This is a genomic window from Rouxiella sp. S1S-2 (assembly GCF_009208105.1).
GTDB lineage: Bacteria > Pseudomonadota > Gammaproteobacteria > Enterobacterales > Enterobacteriaceae > Rouxiella.
Genome location: NZ_WFKL01000002.1, coordinates 162515 through 184129 on the forward strand (window position 1 = coordinate 162515; position 21615 = coordinate 184129).

19 protein-coding genes are annotated in these 21615 nt (G+C 48.3%); 7 read left to right on the forward strand and 12 right to left on the reverse strand.

Annotated elements, in window-relative coordinates:
* Positions 1–146 precede the first annotated feature (146 nt).
* Positions 147–1115, reverse strand: a complete 969-nt coding sequence (locus GA565_RS24505; RefSeq protein ID WP_152201954.1) for a LysR family transcriptional regulator — start codon at positions 1113–1115, stop codon at positions 147–149.
* A gap of 148 nt (positions 1116–1263) precedes the next feature.
* Here GA565_RS24505 and GA565_RS24510 point away from each other — a divergent pair, with 148 nt between their 5' ends.
* The gene (locus tag GA565_RS24510) at positions 1264–2151 is read left to right on the forward strand and encodes an SDR family oxidoreductase (RefSeq protein ID WP_152201955.1); all 888 of its coding nucleotides are present in this window, start codon (positions 1264–1266) and stop codon (positions 2149–2151) included.
* Positions 2152–2231: 80 nt separating this feature from the next.
* Positions 2232–2378 carry a hypothetical protein gene (locus tag GA565_RS24715; RefSeq protein WP_193312019.1) on the forward strand — a complete coding sequence of 49 codons (147 nt, stop codon included), beginning with the start codon at positions 2232–2234 and terminating at the stop codon, positions 2376–2378.
* A gap of 122 nt (positions 2379–2500) precedes the next feature.
* On the opposite strand, the gene GA565_RS24515 is transcribed toward GA565_RS24715, so the two are convergent.
* A complete protein-coding gene (locus tag GA565_RS24515; protein ID WP_152201957.1) occupies positions 2501–3700 on the reverse strand; it encodes an MFS transporter in 1200 nt (399 codons plus the stop codon).
* A 359-nt stretch (positions 3701–4059) separates the two neighbouring features.
* Here GA565_RS24515 and GA565_RS24520 point away from each other — a divergent pair, with 359 nt between their 5' ends.
* Positions 4060–4953, forward strand: a complete 894-nt coding sequence (locus GA565_RS24520; RefSeq protein WP_152201959.1) for a LysR family transcriptional regulator — start codon at positions 4060–4062, stop codon at positions 4951–4953.
* 130 nt (positions 4954–5083) lie between these two features.
* On the opposite strand, the gene GA565_RS24525 is transcribed toward GA565_RS24520, so the two are convergent.
* The 7 genes from GA565_RS24525 to ltnD all read right to left on the reverse strand — a co-directional run bounded on the left by GA565_RS24525 (position 5084) and on the right by ltnD (position 12020).
* Positions 5084–5593: a GNAT family N-acetyltransferase gene (locus GA565_RS24525; protein WP_152201960.1), complete on the reverse strand. Its 510-nt coding sequence runs from the start codon at positions 5591–5593 to the stop codon at positions 5084–5086.
* A gap of 237 nt (positions 5594–5830) precedes the next feature.
* On the reverse strand, positions 5831–6376 hold the full coding sequence (locus GA565_RS24530) for a hypothetical protein (RefSeq protein ID WP_152201962.1): 546 nt from the start codon (positions 6374–6376) through the stop codon (positions 5831–5833).
* 574 nt (positions 6377–6950) lie between these two features.
* Positions 6951–8306 carry a GntP family transporter gene (locus tag GA565_RS24535; RefSeq protein ID WP_152201964.1) on the reverse strand — a complete coding sequence of 452 codons (1356 nt, stop codon included), beginning with the start codon at positions 8304–8306 and terminating at the stop codon, positions 6951–6953.
* 139 nt (positions 8307–8445) lie between these two features.
* Positions 8446–9222, reverse strand: coding sequence for an HPr family phosphocarrier protein (locus GA565_RS24540; protein ID WP_152201966.1), 777 nt, complete (start codon positions 9220–9222; stop codon positions 8446–8448).
* 1 nt (position 9223) lies between these two features.
* Complete coding sequence (locus GA565_RS24545) at positions 9224–9847, reverse strand: aldolase (protein WP_152201967.1); 624 nt, start codon at positions 9845–9847, stop codon at positions 9224–9226.
* Entirely contained in the window at positions 9844–11106 is a 1263-nt protein-coding gene (otnK, locus tag GA565_RS24550) for a 3-oxo-tetronate kinase (RefSeq protein WP_152201969.1), read from the reverse strand. The genes GA565_RS24545 and otnK (GA565_RS24550) overlap by 4 nt, the downstream gene beginning before the upstream one ends.
* Positions 11106–12020: an L-threonate dehydrogenase gene (ltnD, locus tag GA565_RS24555; protein ID WP_152201970.1), complete on the reverse strand. Its 915-nt coding sequence runs from the start codon at positions 12018–12020 to the stop codon at positions 11106–11108. Before ltnD ends, otnK (GA565_RS24550) begins: the two co-directional genes overlap by 1 nt.
* A 297-nt stretch (positions 12021–12317) precedes the next feature.
* Between ltnD and GA565_RS24560 the strand changes: the two genes are divergently transcribed.
* Together GA565_RS24560 and GA565_RS24565 are read left to right on the forward strand one after the other, a co-directional pair.
* Entirely contained in the window at positions 12318–13088 is a 771-nt protein-coding gene (locus tag GA565_RS24560; RefSeq protein ID WP_152201972.1) for a DeoR/GlpR family DNA-binding transcription regulator, read from the forward strand.
* A gap of 365 nt (positions 13089–13453) precedes the next feature.
* A complete protein-coding gene (locus GA565_RS24565; protein WP_152201974.1) occupies positions 13454–13858 on the forward strand; it encodes a hypothetical protein in 405 nt (134 codons plus the stop codon).
* 296 nt (positions 13859–14154) lie between these two features.
* On the opposite strand, the gene GA565_RS24570 is transcribed toward GA565_RS24565, so the two are convergent.
* Both GA565_RS24570 and GA565_RS24575 read right to left on the reverse strand, forming a co-directional pair.
* Entirely contained in the window at positions 14155–14991 is an 837-nt protein-coding gene (locus GA565_RS24570) for an oxaloacetate decarboxylase (RefSeq protein ID WP_152201975.1), read from the reverse strand.
* Between the two features lie 299 nt (positions 14992–15290).
* A complete protein-coding gene (locus tag GA565_RS24575; RefSeq protein ID WP_152201977.1) occupies positions 15291–16463 on the reverse strand; it encodes a cupin domain-containing protein in 1173 nt (390 codons plus the stop codon).
* Between the two features lie 1189 nt (positions 16464–17652).
* On the opposite strand from GA565_RS24575, the gene GA565_RS24580 reads away from it, so the two are divergent.
* Both GA565_RS24580 and GA565_RS24585 read left to right on the forward strand, forming a co-directional pair.
* The gene (locus GA565_RS24580; RefSeq protein WP_226951073.1) at positions 17653–18816 is read left to right on the forward strand and encodes a mandelate racemase/muconate lactonizing enzyme family protein; all 1164 of its coding nucleotides are present in this window, start codon (positions 17653–17655) and stop codon (positions 18814–18816) included.
* Entirely contained in the window at positions 18809–20125 is a 1317-nt protein-coding gene (locus GA565_RS24585) for an MFS transporter (protein WP_152201979.1), read from the forward strand. Before GA565_RS24580 ends, GA565_RS24585 begins: the two co-directional genes overlap by 8 nt.
* A 185-nt stretch (positions 20126–20310) precedes the next feature.
* Here GA565_RS24585 and otnK (GA565_RS24590) read toward each other — a convergent pair whose 3' ends face one another.
* Positions 20311–21582, reverse strand: coding sequence for a 3-oxo-tetronate kinase (gene otnK, locus GA565_RS24590; RefSeq protein ID WP_152201981.1), 1272 nt, complete (start codon positions 21580–21582; stop codon positions 20311–20313).
* Positions 21583–21615 lie beyond the last annotated feature (33 nt).

The window sequence follows — 21615 nt, forward strand, 5'->3', positions numbered from 1 at the left end:
TTCCTTTAGCATTTGCTGGATTCACTGTAGGAGACCGCTCTCAACATTAAAAACTGAGCGGAAACGGCTTTTCACCACTCAAGGTATCGCAATTTCTTTTATGTCCGCTATTGGCACGAAGCAGTCCAAAAGGATTTAGTGGCCCACTATTCCAACGTTGGGCCGCTGAAGCTCTTTGAAAGCGATGAGTCGTTTAATTTATGCCCTGAGGGTGTCAAATTTTCAGCCAGCATTTCCAGTAATTTTCTGACCTTAGGTAACGCTTGACGGCTCTTCAGCCATGCCAGATTAATGGCAAGTCCGTCGGTTGCAAGATTGGGTAGCACTTGGACTAGGCTTCCTTCCTCAAGCTGACTTTTTATCAACCACATTGGTAATTGGGTGATGCCATGACCTGCTAGAGCGGCGATCAGCTGTCCTTCCCCGTCGCCCACGGCGATCCGTCCGGGAAGTACTCTTCTTTCAGTTTCATTGGGATTTTCTCCCACAAAATGCCAGGCGGTTAATCTACCGTTGCCTTCGCCGTAAACAATACAATGATGGTCCTCTAAATCTTCCTTCGTCTTAGGCTCACCGTATTTTGTGATATATGCCGGTGAGGCGCAGAATACCACGCGCTGCGCGCCCAAATAGCGATGCCCTAGCGCATTCGACCATATGTTGGAACCGCCAATTCTGACAATGATGTCAATGCCCTCTACTATCGGGTCTACAAACCTGTCCGAGAAAGAGATATGCGGTGTAATCAACGGATAGTTTTCAATAAACTTGAGGATCACTGGCAACACGTGTAGACGACCATAGGCCGCTGGAAGATCGATACAAATCCTTCCTCTCGGCTCAGTATCTTCAGCCTGCATAGACAATTGTGCTTCTTCCAGATCCGTCAGCACCGCCATACAGGTGCGATAGAAAGCAATGCCTTTATCCGTCAGTGACAGGGTGCGAGTGGTTCTCTGAAAAAGCTTTACCTTAAGCCGACTTTCGAGCCGCGCGATCCCCTTACTGATTGCTGAACTTGTTAGATTCATTTTTTTACCCGCGGCGGTAAAACTGCCTGCGTCAGCGACACAGACGAACAAATCAATCCCTTTTAAATTTTCAGACGAAAACATGGCACGCTCTTATTGATGAATTAAATTCACTAAACAAAGTTATTTATAGCGTAAATAGGAAGATTATTTTCAAGTAAACTTATTTTTAAAGAAAATAATTTTTCATTAACTGATTAGGTTAATGGTTTTAAATAGATGAGGCGTTTATATGAGTGATAGAAAACCAACCATCTTGATTACCGGTGCTACAGGTCAAATTGGTGGTAGTACCCTTCGTAGCCTACTTAAAGAAAACGCAGTCATCGTGGTTGCCGCCGTACGTTCAGCGGAAAAAGCCAAAATCTTTGAAGAACAAGGCATACGCACCGTTATTCTCGATTTTGATAAAACCGCAACACTTTTACCGGCGCTGGAAGGAATTGACCGTGTTTTTCTGGCAACGGGATACACCGTAGACATGCTACGTCAAAGCAAAGTATTTTTGGATAATGCTAAGGGAGCCGGTGTTAAGCACGTAGTGCATTTGGGCGCTTGTGGTGGAGATGATGCAACTATAGCTCACTGGGTTTGGCATCAGTTGGTTGAGCGCTATATAGAGTGGTCTGGCTTCTCGTTCACGCATCTGCGGCCCGAAGCCTTTATGCAGAATCTGCTGAACTATGATGGCACCAAAGCTGTTAAAAATGGCGTAATCCAGCAGTATACCGGCGATGCCCCCTTCAGCTGGGTTGACGGCGAAGACGTTGCGACGGTGGCCGCTCAAGCGCTGCTAAATCCGGAGAAACATAGTGGTAAAACTTATCGCTTAGGTTATGACGCAAAGTCCTACGATGAAATTGCGGCGATCATGACCGAGGTGGTGGGAAAGCCTTTCAGCTACGAGTCTTTGGACCCCAAAATCTTCCTGGAAAATATGCGTGAAGCCGGTGCGGAAATGGCCTATATGACCTGCGTATACGACAATTTCAGACGTATTGCCGAAAGAGATATTCCAGGTGTTGATGACACTTTTGATAACTTCCCCGAAATTGCTGGTAAAGAACCGGTGCGTTGGAAAGAGTTTGTTGAAAAACATAAAGACTCATTCCTTTACTAATAGCCCCGTATAGCCATGAATGGACTAAGGTTCCGTGGCCACTTTTTTGCCTCATCATGGAGACCAAATGTGAAGTGTTTATGTCAGTCAAAATAGGGCCACTTGGAAAACGAAAATACCCTACGCAAAGCCTGCTAAAAGGGCGTGAAGCGGACATTGTCGATTCGATGACCTCTTCAGGAACGGGTGCTTCTTACTGGCCTCGTCTTGATACAGATACTGTTTAAAGGACTGGGCGCATTCCAGTGCTAATAAAATTTAACTATATAATAAGGGGCGTTTTCTGACTCCCCTTATTTCATGACTGCCGGTTAAAGCAGTTTTTAGAATTCGGTCCTAACCCTTCAGTTCAGATTATCCTCGGGACTTTTAGCATTAAGACAAGTGTCATGCTGCACAGAAAGACGCTCGCGGCCAGTAAGGCCATGCCCTGAAAACCTATTATGGCTAACATCTGGCCTCCGGCAAGCGCACCGGTACCAATCGCTGCATTGAAAATTGCAACGTAAATAGCTGATGCCGGTTGTGCAGCGTCTCCAGCGCTACGAAGCAGCCATGTCTGCAAGCCAACGAATACAATTGAGATACCCGCGCCCCAAATTGTGAGCAGCATGCCTGTGAACCAGAAAGGAAGCGGTGCTGCGCTCCCCATGCCAAGCATGCCAAGCATGCCTAGCGCGCCCGCACTCAGGAGCAGTGAAATGGAAATGAGCCCTTTGATATGACGATCAATTAGCTTACCGGCAATGATATTTCCTACCAGCCCAGAGAGTCCTGACATCAGCAACAGACCTGAAATGGAAGCTGCCGGTACTCCCTGACTCTTCGTCAACAAGGGTTCCAGATAAGTGAATGCCGCAAAATGCGCCGAAATAATACAGGCAGTTGCACCATAGAGAGAAAGGAGCAGCGGATTTTTGAATATCCCGCAATAAACACTCAGTCTCAGTGGTTTTGGCGCCGCGAGTGTAGGGAGCGTCCAGAATAAAACACAGGCTGTAGCCAGTGCCAGCAGGGAAATCGCTGTAAACGCACTGCGCCATCCGGTCATGCCTGTAATTAAACTGGACAGCGGTACACCCAAAACGCTGGCAGCCGAAACGCCGCCAAAAATGACTGACGTGGCCAGCCCAAGCTTTTCAGCCGGAACAAGCTGTGCGGCCACGGTGCCAATCAATGCCCAGAAAGCGCCGTGTGCCAATGCACCCGCCATGCGGGCGCTCATAAATCCGCTCATTGAATGCGCCCGGGTTGCCACAATGCAGGAAAGGCCAAGCATAAGCATCAGGCCAACAAGCAGAGCCTTTCGCGAAATTCGCGCTGGCATCGCTCCGGAAAGAAGAGCTGCAAGTGCGGCAATCCAGCCGTATGCGGTCACGACAAGACCGGCACCAGATTCAGTCTGATTTAGATCCTTCGCTAACGTGCTGAGCATGCCAACCGGCGCAAGCTCGCTAGTCACAATTGAAAATGCACTTATGCCAAGCGCTGTTACTGCTAGCCAGGTGCGTGCAGGCACCGGACTTACGTTTAAAATGGTTTCGTTCATGTAATCATTACTCTTAAAAGATATTGGGCGAAGTTTACGGAGGAGATTTTTTGCCGGTTGCAGGCAAATACGCCTTTCATTCCTTTTGCCGTGTCACGTTCTCAGGCAATAGGAATGGCGGATACGGCGTTATGCAGCCGCTTCAGCTCAGCGAAACTGTCATTGAGTTGTCGTCGTCACGCGGCCCATTCAATTCACCCTACCCATACAGCTCAGGCCGATTGCGAATACGTTGAGAGATGACGTCAGTGTACGTTTTTGCATGTTTATCTCCTTGTGAGGACTGCAGTATCATCCTGCTGAAAGTGATAAAACAGACCTGAAAACGGAGAGCCGTTTTCCATAATTGGAAAAAAGATATGAAAACAGGTTTTAACTGGGATGATACTCGGATTTTCCTGGCAATCGTTCGTGCGGGTACGCTGAGTGGTGCAGCAGAAGCGATGGAAATGGGCATTGCAACGATTTCAAGAAGGCTGGACCGGCTTGAACAGTCGTTGGCAGTACCACTTTTCAGCAGGCATCAGAGCGGATACCGGCTGACAGATGATGGCGAAGCTCTGCTGGAACGGGCTGAGGCACTCGAATATGCGGGTCTCGCTTTCGGTGAAACAGCGAAACTGCAGGGTAATGTTGCTGGGCTTGTCCGGCTGGCAACATCAGACAATCTGGCCACGCATTTTATCCTGCCTTCGCTGAAAGGGCTTCTGGAAAAGCATCCTGAGCTGCGGGTGGAAGTGCTGAGCGGTGTTCAGTCAGTCAATCTGCATCGGAGAGACGCCGATATAGCAATAAGGATGGTCAAGCCTGACAGCGGGAATCTGACGTTAAAGCGTCTCGGAACCATAGGGTTTGGATTATATGGTGATGATGCATATCTAAAAATACTGGCTGATGAACCCGCTGGTTTATCTTTGAATAACGCTAATTATGTGGGCTGGTCGGAATCACACCAACACCTTCCTGCTGCACGATGGATATCGCGGATGCTTCGCGGCAGGCCGTGCAGAGTGGAAGCAAACACACTCGTGGCACAGGTATCCGCAGTTTCAGCTGGCCTAGGTTTAGGGGTTTTGCCACATTTTATGGCCAGGAAAAACGGTCTGCATTGTGTTAACCCTGATATCGGTTTGGATCAGGCATTATGGCTGGTGATGCATTCAGACTTAGCGGGTTCACGGCGAGTCAGAGCAATCGCAGACCATTTAATTGCAGTATTGGATGGATATAAAGATCAACTGACAATGCCATAAACATTTTATTCTTACTTCCAGATATTTGTCTGAATGCTGGATAAGGTTGGCATTGGTGATGTCCGCGCTTGGCACGAAGCAGACATGCTGATGTGAATGGTCAGTTTTGAGCGAAGAGCGGACCTGAGTCCTAAAAGATAACCCACATTGCTATACGTCGCGCCGGAATGAAACCTATAGAGATCTCTTCAGCGATTAGGCTTACCAGATGCGGAGGTCGTGCGTGGCCTTCCACAATATTAAATCCTAATGTACCGTAAAATTTGGCATTAAAAGCGACCATTTTGTCTGTTGTCAGCGTGGCCCCAGCCAGACCGCGTTGTTGCCCAGTATGGAGAATTCTCTGCATAAGCAGTCTGCCTATCCCATGGCGTTGCCATTGCGGATGCACATCAATTTCAGCAATGTGCAGCCATGTGTCTTCAACCTTTCCTGCTACAAATCCTACAGGAACTGAATCAGGTGTATAGGCCGTTAGCAACAGGCCGTTACGACTGAAATTGCTCAATTCCTCAAGGCTGCATGCGCCCGCCTCGCCTGTAACCGCACCTGCATTACGCAATGTTTCAAAAGCAGCCAGTTCAATCGCGCGAAGTTTGTCAAAGTGCTCAGGATGAGTGGGACTGATAGTGAAATCCATGACTTGGTTCTCCATGAATGATGTCATAATTTTTAGGGTCTTTAGTTCTCTATGAGCTGGAAACAGGAATGAACCCTTCTCACTGAATAAATCTTAACATGATGAATGCCACGTCCGTTTCTGGCACATAAACGCCCTTAACAGTGACCGCGGCGGCTTTGAGCGAAAAGCGGACGTCGGCTCTTACTCGTCATTTTGATGTAATATGACTGAGCATGTGTCTAACTGGCGGCTATTTTATAAACAGCCATTGTCAGGTATTGGATATATCAACTCTATCTCTGGAGCGTCAGTTAAATGCCTACCTGATCGAGCCATCAAGTACCCAGCAATCTCTTTAACACTGAGATCAACTTGTAACATCTCAGGATTCTGGAACCAACTATCTGGCCAAAAAATAAGATCAGATGGATTACCGTTAAAATTCCTCTCAAGTAATGAAAGAGCAAAGTTTTGTTCAGATTCTTTGCCCTCGGAGTCACATATAAATTTGATTGTTTGAATCAATTCGCTCCAGGTATAGTCTGGGTAAAACCTCTCCAGATTAAAGGCCATCCTGGTAAATTCCCTGGCACTGGTCCAAGAGGAAAAATCTCTGAAATCAGAAAAAGTATAGGGACATACAACCTGGTTGTTCCATTCGCCCATCATGGTTACTAATATGGGATCTTCTTGATCAGAACCTCCATCAATTTTAGAAAGTATCATTTCAGCACTTTTTGAAAGTTCATTAATTTTGTTACTACTGACTTTGCTTGGTCTCATTCTTTCCGGCAGTGGCATTATTTTAATCCTTGAGAAGTTAACTCATCAAACCGATTGATTTTAAACAATACTCTTTATGTAAATAAGGTACTACCTTAGTCCGCTTTTGGCACTTAGCTGCCAGTAGTGGTCAACAATAACTGGCCACGGCTTTAGATATTTACAAAACAATCGTTCTGATTCATTCGGCGTCAGGTCATAAGTTAAAAAAAACAACACTTACTAGCAGAACCTATCAATATGTAAAAGAACCTAAATATCAAGGCAGTCCCAAATTTTAACCTGCTGAATTTTTTTCCAAATGCGGCACCACGTTGAGATAGCAAAATTGCTTCGCATGTTTCTAACACCAAATTTGCTTGCATCCGTTATCACCCTCTTTTCAAGCTCTCTCGGATCCCCTGGATTGCGAAGCGAACCTGAAATGTACCGTGGGTATGGAGCGTCTCATGAATATATTGCGCGGTATGTCACTTATCTTGCTGGCCCTGACTCTTATTATGTGCCCGGACAATCAGTGCTATCGACCGCGGAATGGTCTTCAATTAATAAAAAAGCCTGTATGTCGGGAGTGGCATACAGGCTGCTCTATTTACATCACCGCCGACAATCCCCAGACGATGATAAAACCGGTCAGGCCCATCGCGGTGGTCAGAACGGTCCAGGTTTTAAGCCCGTCGGCCACCGAGAGCCCCAGATAACGCGTCACTACCCAGAAACCGGCATCATTGACGTGAGACAAACCGAGTCCACCAAAGCAGGCTGACAGAGTCACTAATACCAGCTGCGTATCGCTTAACCCCGTCACCGCCTGAGTTAATAATCCGCTGGTAGTTAAAATAGCCACCGTGGCGGACCCTTGAGAGGCACGCAAAGCCAGTGAAAGAATAAACGCCGCGGGAATTAATGGCAGATGAATGGTTTCAAGTGACATCGCCAGTGCCTTACCCACGCCAGACTCTACCAACACCTTACCAAACGCGCCCCCTGCTCCGGCCACCAGGATCACTCCGGCAGAGCTTGGGATAGCACGGTCAAGAATTTCGCTCAACCGCTCTCTGCTGGTTCCCCGACGCAGGACCAGCAACCATGCAGACAATGCCAGAGCAATCAGTAAAGCAATCGCGGGCGTACCTATTAGCGTCAGTAGCTGGCGCAGCAGGTTGGTTGCAGGCAACGCGGTATGTGCCACGGTGCCCACGACGATCAAAATAATAGGGATCACAATCAGCGTCGAAATCAACCAGGCGCTCGGCGGCTCATCCTGGGTCATGCGTGGGCTGCTTTCTGGTTTTGCCAGCTGCAACTGCTCAAGCACAGTGACTGACAGCTGATAATGTTTTTTATTCATCGAACGGGCGACAAAATACCCAACGATACCGACCGGGATTGAGATGACTATGCCCAGCAGCATCAACCAGCCCATATCGGCCCCCAACAGACCGGCGGCGGCGGCAGGACCGGGATGCGTTGGCAGTGCTACGTGCACCGTCAGCATCACACCGGCCATTGGCAGACCGTATTTGATGGGGGAAACTTTAGCGACTTTGGCAAAACCGTAGATCAGCGGAATGACGATAATAAAACCAACTTCAAAAAATACCGGAATACCGAGAATAAATGCCGCCATGGTCAGTGCCGCCACGGTGCGTTTTATTCCCAGAGTATGGGTAAATTTTTGTGCCAGAGACTCTGCACCGCCCGAGGATTCAATAATGGCGCCAAGCATCGCGCCCAATACGATAATAATTGTAATGGAACCCAGCAATCCTCCCATACCGGAGACAATGACTTTCATAATGTCATCGGCAGGGATCCCCGTACTTATCGCCACGATTAAGCTGACTACCAGCAAGGCGACAAAGGGATGAATTTTTACTTTAATCACCAGCAGCAGCAAAATAAGTACGCTCGCTACGGCAAGGGTTAATAATAGGGCGGTAGACATAATTTCAGCCTCGTAGGGTTTTATTATAGGTGCTTTAACACACTGTTTTATAGAAGTTATTCCCTGGCTCCACTGATTTTAAGGCAGCAGAAACCTGTCACCCAGCGCCTGAACGAAGGGTGTTGATGCATAATGACGCTTATTTGTAGGGGGTAAACCAGCCGAGGCCTTCCTGCGTGGTGGTACGCGGAATATATTCGCAACCGATCCATCCCTGATATCCGCTGCAGTCTATTAGCTCGAATAACCACGGATAATTCAGTTCGCCCTCATCGGGTTCGTGGCGGTCAGGCGCAGAAGCAATCTGAATATGCTTGTATTGACCTGAATATTCGCGGATCAGATGGCTTAAATTGCCGTCCACTAACTGAGCGTGAAATAGATCCAGCTGAGTAAATACGCCCGGACGATCGATACGCTTAACCATTTCCAGCGTCTGATATTGGCTGGAATAAAGGTAACCCGGTTTGGTTTTTGGATTTAACGCTTCCAGCAGAATGCTGATACCGTGTGGGGCAAAACGCTCGGCAGCATAACGCAGGTTGTCGATAAAGGTGCGGCAATAGGCTTCACGGTCGGCCTCAGCAGGCACCGTCGCGGCCATAATGTGGATTTGCGCGCAGCCCAGCGCCAGCGCATATTCCAGAGCGCGATCGATATCGGCGCGCGCTTCGGCTTCGCGCCCCGGAATAGCCGAAACGCCCCACTCCCCCGCCTGTGTATTACCCGGCGCAGTATTGAACAGCACCATCTGCAAATTATTACGGGTTAGCGCCTGTTTCAGGACGTCAATCTCGTACTCATAGGGAAATAAAAACTCCACGCCCTTGAAACCCGCTGCGGCGGCGGCGTCAAAGCGTTCTAAAAATGGATATTCGTTGAACATGGTCGAGATATTGGCAGCAAACTTAGGCATATCAGTTCCTTAATTCTGCAACTTCAGCATCGTTCAAATAACGGATCGGACGGTCGCCCAGCGTAAAGATCAATCGGGCAGTTTCTTCCAGCTCTTCTGTGTTATCAGCGGCTTCTTTCAAGGATTTACCTACCACCACCGGACCATGATTAGCTAACAGGAAAGCCTTGTAATGTGGGGCCAGCTTTGCCAGATCCTCCGCCAGACGTGCATCGCCCGGACGGTAATAGGGCACCAGCGGCACGTCGCCCACACGCATCACCACATAGGGCGTAAAGGGGCGAATGCAGTTATTCTTGTTTAATCCTTCAAGGCAAGAAAGCGCGGTCAGATAAAGCGAATGCAAATGCACAATCGCACCGCAGGCTGGATTGTTCAGATAAATAGCCCGATGAAAGCTGATTTCTTTCGATGGTTTGTCGCCGCTTAGCCACTCCCCTTCTGGAGTTACCACGGAAAGGCGGCTGGCATCCAACTCTCCCAGGCAAGAGCCGGTTGGCGTCGCCAGTAAATTGCCATCATCCAGTCGCACCGATAAATTACCCGCCGATCCGGTGGCATATCCGCGCTGGAAAAATGACGCGCCGAGTCGGACCATCTCTTCACGAGCTTGTTGTTCATTCATACAGGAAACTCCGTCTGTGCACGGGCAAAGAAGTTTTCATCGCCGAAATTACCGGATTTCAGCGCCAGTGAAATAGGCTGCGTCACGCCCTTGACCCAGGGAACGCCCGGCGAGATGACTGGGCCGATGTGGAAGATGTCGACCCCCAGCGTCTGGGCCACAGCCCCCGAAGTCTCGCCGCCCGCGACGATAAAACGCTGCCAGCCACGATGTTGAAGTTCGCTGACAACCAGAACAAATAATGCCTCCACCGCTTCGCTACTTTTCTGTGCACCGTACTTATCTTGAATCTCTTTAAGCTTTTGCGGCTTGGCGGTGGCATAAAGCAGTGGCGCCAACGGCAGACCGCTGTTGTCTGCCACCCAGTCACACAGCTCCTGCGCGTACTCTGATGGCGTTTGCAGTACTCGTTCAATATCGATAGCCTTGGCGGGTGCCTGTTGGCGATAGTGTTCAACCTGAAGATTCGTCATGGTGGAACAGGAACCCGAGAGCACCACTGCCTGTTTGCCAGTAGGAAAACCTGCCGACTCTGCGGCGGATTTGTCATGCGTGGCGTTTGCTCTTGCACGCGCCAGCCCCATTGCCAGTCCCGATCCGCCGGTGACCAGTTTCATATGACTCAATGCCAGTCCCTGAGTGACCAGATGCTGTTCGTTTAAAGCATCGAGCACCACGTAGCGCACGCCTTGAGAAGCCAGCGTAGCGATTTTTTGCCGAACTTCCTGCGCGCCGGCGTCCAGGGTTTGGCTGGTAACTAAACCGGATTTACCTTTGCCCTGAGCTTCAATAAGACGCAACAGGTTGCTTTCAGTCATCGGCGTCACGGGATGGTGGCGCATACCAGAATCGGAAAGCAGCTGATCCATCACAAACAGGTGGCCTTGATAAACAGTGCGACCATTGATGGGTAAAGCGGGCGATATCACTGTTTGCGTTTCCCCCAGTGCCTCCAACAGGGCGTCCGTTACCGGCCCGATATTGCCTTTTGATGTACTGTCGAAGGTGGAACAGTATTTAAAATAAAACCGTTCACATCCTTGTTGCTGTAGCCATTTCAGCGCGCGCAGCGAATCCTCAACTGCCTTCTCAGCCGGACAGGATCGGGATTTCAGGCTGATGACCACCGCGTCAGCGGCAATATTCAGCGCATCGGTCGGAACACCGTTGACCTGAATGGTCGACATGCCGTTCTGGACCAGAAAACTGGCAATATCCGTGGCGCCCGTGAAATCGTCAGCAATGACTCCGAGATACATTATTTAGGCTCCTGTTTTTCTGGCAGGGTAATACCACTAAATATTTTGATCACCGCACTGTCATCTTCGCGACCAAAACCGGCGTTACTGGCTGAGGTAAACATATTTAATGCCGTCGAGGCCAGAGGCAGCGGGAAATGCAGTGACTTGGCGGTATCAGCCACCAGGCCGAGATCTTTAACGAAAATATCCACGGCTGATTTTGGTGAGTAATCGCCGTCGACCACATGGCGCATACGGTTCTCGAACATCCACGAATTCCCCGCGGCGTGGGTGACCACGTCATACATGGTATCGAGCGGAATGCCCGCACGCGCTGCGAGTGCCATCGCCTCCGCCCCGGCAGCGATGTGTACGCCCGCCAGCAGCTGATGAATAATTTTAACTGTCGAACCCAGACCGATTTCAGCACCGATACGATAAACTTTACTGGCTACGGCATTTAGCACCGGCTCCAGTAAATCAAAGGCGCGATCGCTACCGGACGCCATAACCGTCATTTCCCCCACTGCCGCCTTGGCAGCACCGCCAGAAACCGGCGCATCGAGCATGATGAGCTGATAAGCAGCCAGTTGCTGTTCAATGTCTTGTGCATCCTGTGAGGAAATGGTCGAGGACACCATCACGGGCGTCCCGGCTTTAAGTTTGCTGGCTAATCCGTTATCACCAAAAAGGATCTGCTTAACCTGTTTCGCATTCACGACCAGCACCACCACCGCGTCCAGTTCGGCAGCAAAATCAGTAGCATTGGTCTCCGCCGCCTTTGCACCGCTGTCACGTAAGGTTTGTAAAGCCTGAGGATTCAGGTCAACGCCATAAGTGGTCAAGCCCGCCTTGATACAAGATTGTGCTGCCCCCATTCCCATCGAACCCAGACCTACGACACATACAGACAACGTCGTTGTATTTGACATACGAACCTCGTGTTAAATTTAGTGATGATTTGTTTTTCTGTGTGAACTATAGGCATAAGATTGGGTAATTAGAGTGACCAGCTTCACAATAATGAACAGAAGAGGCGCTAATAAGCACAATATTTAACATCTGTGAAATAGTGAGTTTTTACTAAATTATTGAATAAATGAGTTTTGTTTATCAGATGCCTCCCCTTTGATGATATTAGGCTGTTAGAATATGATAAATTATGTGGTACCGATGCGGATGCCTGATTTACACTTTGCTCTGTCAGCTATTTATTATCTGGAGAAATAATGATCCCCTTAGAACGACATCAACAAATTTTGGCGTTGGTCCATGAGCGGGGCGTGGTCAGTATTTCCGAGTTGACGGAAAGGCTTGCGGTGTCGCACATGACCATTCGTCGTGATCTGCAAAAACTTGAAGAGCAAGGCAATGTGCTATTGGTGTCCGGCGGGGTGCAGTCCACCGAGCGTATTTCCAGCGAGCCTTCGCATCTCGATAAGTCGTCGATGTTTAGCTTGGAAAAACAGGCAATTGGTAAAGCCGCCGCGCGCAATATACCGATTAACAGCTGCATCTATCTTGACGCAGGAACCACGACCTTAATGCTGGCAAAAGAACTCGCCTGGCGTGAAGATTTGTTAATCGTGACCAATGACTTCGCCATTGCCAATTATCTGATCGATAACAGTCAGTGTCGCATGTTGCACACCGGTGGAACCTTGTCGCGATCTAACCGTTCTTGCGTAGGGGAAACAGCGGCTAAGACCTTGCACGGCCTGTCGATCGACATCGCTTTTCTTTCTGCCTCTTGCTGGAACGTGCGCGGCAGTTTTACGCCCGATGAAGAGAAAATCTCCGTCAAAAAATCGGCCAGCCACAGCAGTCGCAAGCTTGTCTTACTGGCTGATAGCTCAAAATACAATAAAGTGGCGACCTTTCTCGCCCTGCCGTTGACCCGCTTCGACAGCATTATTACCGATTCACATTTTTCACCTGCCGCTCAGCAGGAAATCGCCCAGCTCGAGGTTGAACTGGTTATAGCCACTGAGATCTCATAGGTTAATGGACCGTCTTCGATAAATCAGAGCGGTTCTATAGGCAGTCACACACTTCCTCAACTGAATATAGTCGCGAAATGCGCCTTATCGGTCATGGTGTTCAGCGGTAAATCCGATGATGTACCGGATAGAGTTCATCATGGTCCTTATTGCAATAAAATTAGCATCGGCAGTGTTTTTTTGATTTATGTGACGTATCACCGCTTGAAATATTGCTTTCATATAACTGCATTTACGTAATTTATCATTAATACATTGCGTTATTTGATACAAATATGAGAAGTGTTTAACATCAATTTTTGTTAAAAATTTATCTTCTATCAACGCCATCAGTACGGGGTTAATACCCCTGTTTGGGTCCCACAATGAAGTTTAATATTTTGTTATGTGTAGGTATTCTTTGGCATGCGAGTTCAGCATTTGGGGCAGTTGAAAAAGAATTTAACATTGAATGTCTAGGCCGTCCGCCAATGACAGTGGTTCGCGCAAACTATGGGTTGAGCATGTTAATGTGGTCTCAATCGAATTTTGTTATTGCTTCTGGTCAAAACATTTCACATCTACCCAATGGGGATAAAGTCTCAATTACACAGTTCCGAGACGGAGACCAACTATTTGATGATAAAAGTAATGGAGATATTTTCTTTGAGTACCTTCACAGTGAGAATTTGCAGTACTGTCATCGACTTTCATCGGTGGGCATCAACCCTTTAATACCCACTCCTTTTAAGCCAGGGATCTCGCCAAAAAATTTAAGCCTAATGAAATAATCGTGTAAACCTCATTTTTACATAAAATGAGAATGGTCGATATTTTAAAATATCAGACACCCTTAGTGTAAAAATGATTACACAGTATGAATGACACGCTTAATATTTAAACGAAGCGATAGGTTTTTATATTAAATAGTCAACACTCTTTAAACCAATTGAATATCATAAGGTCACCCTGCTGTTTTTTTGACTCAGAATAATTTGGCCAGCCAATAGCTACAAACTGGATTTGTTAACACGGGATTTCTCACCCATCGAAAGGTGGTTTTTTATATTCCACCCTAGTAAATCAGTTACAGATCAGTTTTACTGCCGAAAAGTGCGTTAAGCTCCGCAGCCGAGGGGGTTTCTGAAAAGGCATCGAATCGCCCCTCTTCAGCTATTGAGCGTGCAGCTCGTATAAATCCTCCCATTGCTGCCCGCGCCAGGCCACCCCCGACGCTGATACGCCTCACGCCCAGATCGGCTATCTCCTTTACTGTCATGTCACTGTTCGAGCCCATCAATAAGTTAACAGGCTTGGGAGCAACGGCTGCAACAACTGCACGGATCTGTTCACGCGTTTTGATCCCCGGTGCGTATAAACAGTCGGCTCCAGCCTCTGCATAAGCTTTCAGTCGTTTAATCGTATCGTCAAGGTCAGGTAGGCCCACAAAGAAGTTTTCAGCCCGCCCGACAAGCAGTGTATCGCCGCCTGCTGCATCAATCGCAGCGCGTGCTGCATGCATCCGTTCTACTGCCTCAGTGATACTTCTCAGCGGGGACTGTGGGTCCCCGGTAGAGTCCTCAATCGAAATCCCAGCTACCCCAGTCTCCACGGCCAAACGCACACTTTCGGCCAGGTCATAGGTTGTAGCAGCAAATCCACTTTCAAAATCGGCACTCACGGGCAGATCTGTGGCCTCAACCATGTAACGCATGTGTTCCAGCATGTCTTCACGGCTTAACTGGCCATCTGCACGTGAGCACGACCAGGCATAACCGGAGCTGGTCGTGGCCAGGGCTTTGAATCCAAGTTCGGTTAATATACGGGCACTGCCGGCATCCCAGGGATTAGGTAACACAAAGCATCCTGACTTGTGCAGGTCACGAAAGATGGCACGTTTCTCGGTAATACTAGGGTGAGTCATACGCTTTCCTTAAAATGCGTGCTGGTCGATTCTCTAAATAGAGCGAACCAGACTGATTGAGGGGGGATTTAATCGCCTGTAACGGGATTATTTAAAGAAGAACAGCATAACAGGATAGAAGGGTATTTGAGCCAGTATGGCTGATGTACGGCTAATGACGACAAACATCTCCCATCAATCATCATGACAGTATAGAAAGGACTTTAGGCGTTCTGAATCATTTTACTGCCTGTTAGAGCTCGGTCATGTGTAAAAAATGGCCTTAGACACCTAAGGCCATAGTTGAGGAAACTAAAGCCCTATGACTTCGCGCCCTTTGAGATAACCAGCTTCTCGGCCGGTCGGGCGTTCCAATCGGCTTCATTATTATTGAAGTTATCGGCCAATACGTACGCTGGGGTTTTCGCCAGCCAGTCTGAGAGCGAAATATCCTGATAGATACCATTATCCAATATCACCAGAACTTCAAGGTCCTCATCGCCGATATTCTCAATATAGTGTCCGAAACCCTGCGGAACATAGCCTACATCGGTGGCATCGTATTCTTCGGTTTCGGCGTGACCGTGTGAGCTAAATACCGTCATGCGGCCTTTTCCAGAAATATAATATTGCCACTCATTGGCGTTTGGATGCCAATGCATTTCTCTCACCGCACCGGGTTTCATTATTTCAATGACACCGGTGATTGTCTTAGACACCGGAAACTCTTTTGATGAAACGATATGCACGCTACCTTCGTCGCTCTCAAAAAATGGCGGCACGCTCATCATGGGGTAGTGGTGTTTAAGCGGGGAATCATCTCGGCCACCGTTATTTCGTGCCAACGGGAGAGCGGGCGGAACACGACCGGTCACGATATAAGCTTCTCCCTGTTTGGCCTTGGAAAAGATCGACGCGGGTAAATTTGTACTCTTACTCAGAACTTCTTTGGGCATATGGGCGATCCAGTCGGTAATACTGAACGTCCCGAACTCAGAAAAATGACCATTATCAAAGGTCAGGATAAAATGCGCGCCGCCTTCCAATGCCTGAATAGAATGACCGTAGCCTTTTGGGAAATACCAGACGTCACCCTTGCTAAAGTCGGCAACTTCTGACGTTCCTTCGGGATCTATAATGGTAATACGTGCTTTACCCGAAATCATATAAGCCCATTCTGCCGCAATGGCATGCCAGTGCAACTCTCGTACCGCACCGGCTTCTAATGTCATATCAACACCGGCAATACCTTCTGATATAGGAAACTGTTTTACCGTCGCCTCACGCGCCCACCCACCCGGCAGACTGCGTTTCTCACTGTCCGAAAACTTGTATTTGTAGATGCTCTTGGCATTGTGACCAGGCTGATAAGTCGTAGGTGGAACAATATTACGGTTATCATCTGCGGCTGCTTTATTAATAACCGCACCAGTAAGACCGACTGTAGCGGCGCCAGCGGCAGACATTTTCAACATATCACGACGAGTTAACATTTTACGTTCTCCTTAAAAAAAACAAGGATAAATCGTCTGTCGAGGATGTGTTAAAAATGTTTATTACTTAATGTTTAAGTGTTGCTAATTGGTAATAACGTTAAATTAAAAGTTAACAAAAATTATTTTATACTGTGAATAAAATATTCGTTTAGTTTGCATTAATGTTTGTACAATTAATAAGCGGCAAGATGTGCCTAAGGTCAAGAAACTGATCATTGCCGTACGCTCTCATTCAATTAGCCTTTATGCCTCGACCTCCCTGCCTCAATATCACCCTATGCGCACACTGTTAATATTGCAATTATTAATAATAACGGTGGGTTACTTGACGTTTGTCTACTGTCTTTATCTTTTCTATTTCATTGAATCAATAGGGTTTACAAAATCATTAGACAAGAAATTATTTTTTATAGCAGCAATGACCAGGCTATAAAGTTGGAAACATAATGAAAATATTATCGCTTATAGATTGAGTTGCTTAATACATAGCAAAAAGCCCCAACCGATTAAGATTGGGGCTTAAGTATTTGATGTTGTAGTGCTGGGTGCCTCCCAGTGAACCGTTGGCCAACTAACCCGGGTCCGCGTGCTTTATAACATTGAAGCAAAGTAGTTGATTAGCCCCACCGCATAGGGGGATTCACGACATCCACATAAAAATATCACATTAGAAAAAAAATTAAACCCCAGTATTTGTAACCGGGATCGTCCATATTCTTCACTGTGCGGGATGACTGTTTCCAAATTTGCCGCAGAGTCTGCCCGTTGCCAAGATATACAGCCGACCTGTTACCTTCGGTAAAAAAACGTATAAAAAGTATGTATTCGGGATGACTCAATAATTACCGTTAATACCGATGTGATGTTTTTTTAGCATGAGCGTTAGTCTTATGGCAGATTTTTGCTATCTGGCATTTGGAATGTGTCAGGTCCTCAAAGGAGTATGCCTTTCGTGACTGACTTCTCACCTCTTCATTCATTTGCACAAAAATCCCTTTCAATCCTCATAAATAATTAGGCCATAGCCTGTTAACTTGTGGATCGCCGCGCCTTAGACTGATTCCACAAACTGATAAGTTCTTTTTCAGTCATTTTAAATTCGAATAAATTATCCGATCTTCCTCCCGCGTCATTTCCATTACAACACTATAAATCGCGACGCCGCGGGCTCTACAAACAGGATTTTATGATGCAAATAACCAAAATCGAGGTATTGCGCGTTGCTATTCCTTTCAGCAGTGGCAGGGGAAAAACATCTGATACCCACACTGATGCTTATAATGCGGCATCTCCCGAGTTAACAAAGATGGAAACCTTGCTGGTAAAAATCAGCACAAACACTGGCTTACACGGCTGGGGTGAAGGGTTCGGACATCTTGCTAATCCCATAACCGAAATGGCGCTAAGCGGGCTTGTCGGCAAGTTTTTCCTTGGGCAGACCTGTCCGCAAAGCCCATGCGACATTGCCACACTGATGCAACAAGCGGAAATTAACTTCCATGCTTTTGGTCGAACTGGACCCATCATGTTTGCACTTTCTGCTATCGACATTGCACTGTGGGATTTACTTGCAAAAAGCAGGAACCAGCCACTTTGGCAACTATTAGGGGCCAGCCGTCAAACAATCGGGGTTTACGCCAGTCTGGTGAGTTACGGTAATTGTCCTAAACGCGTCGCAGAAAAGGTAATGAGCACGTATCAGGCCGGTTTCCGCGCGATTAAATTACATGAAACGGCTTATCAGGCTATTGCCGCCGCCAGGGAAATCCTTCCTGCAGATGCCGAGTTGATGGTTGATGTAAATTGTCCCTGGAGCGTCACAGATGCCATCGCCCATGCGAAGGCTTTACATCCTCTCAATCTGGGATGGCTGGAGGAGCCGGTTTGGCCGCCGGATGATTTAGCAGGTCTGGCTGAAGTCCGAAAACAGGGAACGCGCATTGCCGCAGGTGAAAATGCCGCGGGCGTAAAAGGGTTCATTGAACATTTTGAACATGGGGCAATCGATGTTGCGCAACCAAGCGTCAGTAAAGTCGGGGGTATTACCGCCATGCTGCAAGTTTTCGCGTTAGCGAAGCAATATCACGTTCATGTGGTTCCCCACTGTTTTTACTATGGCGCAGGGTTGATGGCGACCGCGCAACTGGTTGCCACGCTGGACGAAAGCGTGAGTCTGGAAGTGCCTTATATACAGTGGCAGGAAGCTCTGTATCCGCAGCTAAATTTCACGCCGCAGATGACCTTACCGGAAACGCCGGGGCTGGGATTTGAGCCCTCTCCCGTGGTGTTGAAAAAGTACCTCATCAGCTCACAAACGCTATCATTGAACGCGGAGGTGACTCATGCGTAAATCGAATTATCGCGTCGTGATTGCCCTATTATTGTTCTTTGCGGGCATGCTCAATTATCTGGATCGCGCCGCTTTATCCGTCATGGCGCCGATGATTAAGGGCGATTTGCACATCGATGATGCTCAAATGGGGGTGTTGTTCAGCGCATTTTTTATCGGTTACTGCCTGTTCTGCTTTATCGGCGGATGGAGTGCCGATAAGTTCGGTCCTCGCAAAGTATTCAGCTTTGCTGCCGCGTTCTGGTCGGTATTCTGTGGCGCAACGGCATTGGTAACAGGTTTCACGCACTTGCTGATCGTACGCGTTCTGTTTGGTATCGGTGAGGGGCCTATGGGAACCACCACCAATAAGTCTATTTCCAACTGGTTCCCACGTAAGGAAGTCGGGCGAGCTGTCGGTTTCACCAATGCCGGACAACCGTTGGGGGCGGCGATTGCCGCACCCATTGTCGGCCTCGTGGGGCTGAACTTCGGCTGGCGCATTGCTTTTGTTGTGATTGCTGCGCTGGGTTTCGTCTGGTTGGCCGCATGGAGGCTATTGTTCACGGACAAACCCGAACAGCACCCGAGAGTCTCTGACGCCGAAAAAGCGCTCATTGCCAGAGACCGCCCAGCCACAACATTCACTCAAGATAAGAAACAAGAAGATACTTATACACTGTGGTATTACGTTTTTTCCAAACCGGTATTGGGCGTTGCGGCGGCCTTTTTCTGCTTCAATTACATTCAATATTTCTTCCTGTCATGGCTGCCAAGCTACCTCACTGACTTTCAGCATCTGGATATCAAGAGCATGAGCATTATTGGCATACTGCCTTGGCTTGGGGCGACCGCAGGGTTTATTGGCGGCGGTATCGTCACCGATATACTGTATCGCCGCAGCGGCAATTTCTTATTTTCCCGTAAGGCCGTCATTTTCACGGGCCTTACTATCGCTGCAGGTTGCGTACTAATGACGGCTTACACCCGAAACACCGCTGGCGCGGTGGCGCTCATTACTGTCGCCAGTATTTTTGCTTATATGACACCGCAGGCCTGTTGGTCATTGTTACAAGATATCGTACCCGCCCATCGTATAGGTACCGCAGGTGGATTCGTGCATCTGTTGGCCAATCTGGCCGGGATCTTGTCACCGAGTATTACTGGATTGCTCATCCAGTACGGTGGAGGTTACCAATCGGCTTTTATTCTTTCGAGTTGCCTGGCACTTGTGGGCGTTATCGCTCTGGCAATACTGGTGCGCCAAAATAAAGTGAATGAATTATTTGGTAAAACACCCTCGCAGAAAGAGGCCATTACCCAACATTAATCTCTGCGAACGACTCGATAACATGATGCGACGACCTGAGAAATCCGCAAGAGTCATCACTTCTTAATGAGGCTAATCCCATAAGATAAAAGTCCTGGACATTAGACCAGGACTTTTTCATCAACGTGAACCACATTACGGTGTGGTTTTTTATACATTGCTTTCCTCGTTATTGGCCTACTCCATTACTGGCCCTGTAGGGCTTTGACCGCTTTGGAAAAGAAATCTTTCCCCCCAAAGTTGCCGGACTTGAGCGCCAGGGCAAGAGGATTGTTGCCTTTGGATACCATCGCAGGAACACCGATATCTATCTCGTCACCAATCGTGAGTGCGTGGAGATTAAGCGCGCTGACCACGGCTCCAGACGTTTCCCCACCGCCGACGATGATACGCCGGGTTCCAGTTGCCACCAGTTTCTTCGCGGTTTCACCAAACAAATTATCAAGCGCTGCCGCCACATTTTCTCGTCCAAACTCCTGCTGTATTTTCTTTACTGACTCAGGTGTGCCAGAAGAATAAACCAGCGGTGATTTCCCCTGATGGTGATTGATAAACTCAACCAGTTGATCGGCACCGACTTTTCCGGTGAGCACGTCTTTTACGTCGACCATCAGGACGGGATGTTCTTTTTGATGCTCTTCAATCTGCCCGCGCGTTGCCCCTGAACAACTCCCAACCAAAATTGCTTCTGGCCCATTAACCAAGGGAAGCGTTGTTTTTTTGCCCTTTGCCCTCCCCTCTTGAATAAAGTTGTGCCCTAACCCAAGGGCAATACCCGACCCCCCCGTGAGTAGACGCACGCCTCTACTGGCTCGCCCAATCGTAATAAGATCTTCTTCGCAGATAGCATCGACGAGGAGTAAACAGCGCTCACCGTTTCCCGCTGCATCCATTGACTGGCGAAGGGCAATCTCCCCCTCACAGACCTTTTGCCAAGCGATATTGAGGACCGCATTTCGCGACTGGCGTTGAAGCACGCGCAGCAGACAGGCGTCTTTCATCGGCGTCAATGGGTGGTGCTCCATGCCTGACTCATTGAGCAGTTTGTCGTTAACAAAGAGATGCCCCTGATAAAGGGTGCGCCCCATAGCAGGAAAGGAGGGGCACATGACAACTTGCTGGACTTGAAGCCGCTGCGCCAAGGCATCCGTTACAGGTCCTATGTTGCCTTCATCTGTTGAATCAAAGGTTGAGCAATATTTGAAAACTATCTGCTCACACCCTTGCTCCAGTAGCCATTCACAAGCAGCGAGTGATTGTTCAACGGCATCCTGAGCGGGGATAGAACGGCTTTTCAAAGCAATAACCCCGGCTTCAACTTCAGGGCCTGCGGGATGCTGAGGAATACCGAGATACTGAGTTGTTGCTAACCCACCTTGTCCTTTTTCCCCTTTTGACAGGGTTACGGCGATATCACTCGCCCCGGTAAAATCGTCTGCGATTACGCCAATCAGCATGACTTATTCCTCTCCAGTCGCAAGGATAGACAA

Bases quoted from the DNA above. Each gene is read 5' to 3' on its own strand.
- GA565_RS24505 (WP_152201954.1), bottom strand. From the start codon at position 1,115: ATGTTTTCGTCTGAAAATTTAAAAGGGATTGATTTGTTCGTCTGTGTC.
- GA565_RS24510 (WP_152201955.1), top strand. From the start codon at position 1,264: ATGAGTGATAGAAAACCAACCATCTTGATTACCGGTGCTACAGGTCAA.
- GA565_RS24715 (WP_193312019.1), top strand. From the start codon at position 2,232: ATGTCAGTCAAAATAGGGCCACTTGGAAAACGAAAATACCCTACGCAA.
- GA565_RS24515 (WP_152201957.1), bottom strand. From the start codon at position 3,700: ATGAACGAAACCATTTTAAACGTAAGTCCGGTGCCTGCACGCACCTGG.
- GA565_RS24520 (WP_152201959.1), top strand. From the start codon at position 4,060: ATGAAAACAGGTTTTAACTGGGATGATACTCGGATTTTCCTGGCAATC.
- GA565_RS24525 (WP_152201960.1), bottom strand. From the start codon at position 5,593: ATGGATTTCACTATCAGTCCCACTCATCCTGAGCACTTTGACAAACTT.
- GA565_RS24530 (WP_152201962.1), bottom strand. From the start codon at position 6,376: ATGCCACTGCCGGAAAGAATGAGACCAAGCAAAGTCAGTAGTAACAAA.
- GA565_RS24535 (WP_152201964.1), bottom strand. From the start codon at position 8,306: ATGTCTACCGCCCTATTATTAACCCTTGCCGTAGCGAGCGTACTTATT.
- GA565_RS24540 (WP_152201966.1), bottom strand. From the start codon at position 9,222: ATGCCTAAGTTTGCTGCCAATATCTCGACCATGTTCAACGAATATCCA.
- GA565_RS24545 (WP_152201967.1), bottom strand. From the start codon at position 9,847: ATGAATGAACAACAAGCTCGTGAAGAGATGGTCCGACTCGGCGCGTCA.
- otnK (WP_152201969.1), bottom strand. From the start codon at position 11,106: ATGTATCTCGGAGTCATTGCTGACGATTTCACGGGCGCCACGGATATT.
- ltnD (WP_152201970.1), bottom strand. From the start codon at position 12,020: ATGTCAAATACAACGACGTTGTCTGTATGTGTCGTAGGTCTGGGTTCG.
- GA565_RS24560 (WP_152201972.1), top strand. From the start codon at position 12,318: ATGATCCCCTTAGAACGACATCAACAAATTTTGGCGTTGGTCCATGAG.
- GA565_RS24565 (WP_152201974.1), top strand. From the start codon at position 13,454: ATGAAGTTTAATATTTTGTTATGTGTAGGTATTCTTTGGCATGCGAGT.
- GA565_RS24570 (WP_152201975.1), bottom strand. From the start codon at position 14,991: ATGACTCACCCTAGTATTACCGAGAAACGTGCCATCTTTCGTGACCTG.
- GA565_RS24575 (WP_152201977.1), bottom strand. From the start codon at position 16,463: ATGTTAACTCGTCGTGATATGTTGAAAATGTCTGCCGCTGGCGCCGCT.
- GA565_RS24580 (WP_226951073.1), top strand. From the start codon at position 17,653: ATGATGCAAATAACCAAAATCGAGGTATTGCGCGTTGCTATTCCTTTC.
- GA565_RS24585 (WP_152201979.1), top strand. From the start codon at position 18,809: ATGCGTAAATCGAATTATCGCGTCGTGATTGCCCTATTATTGTTCTTT.
- otnK (WP_152201981.1), bottom strand. From the start codon at position 21,582: ATGCTGATTGGCGTAATCGCAGACGATTTTACCGGGGCGAGTGATATC.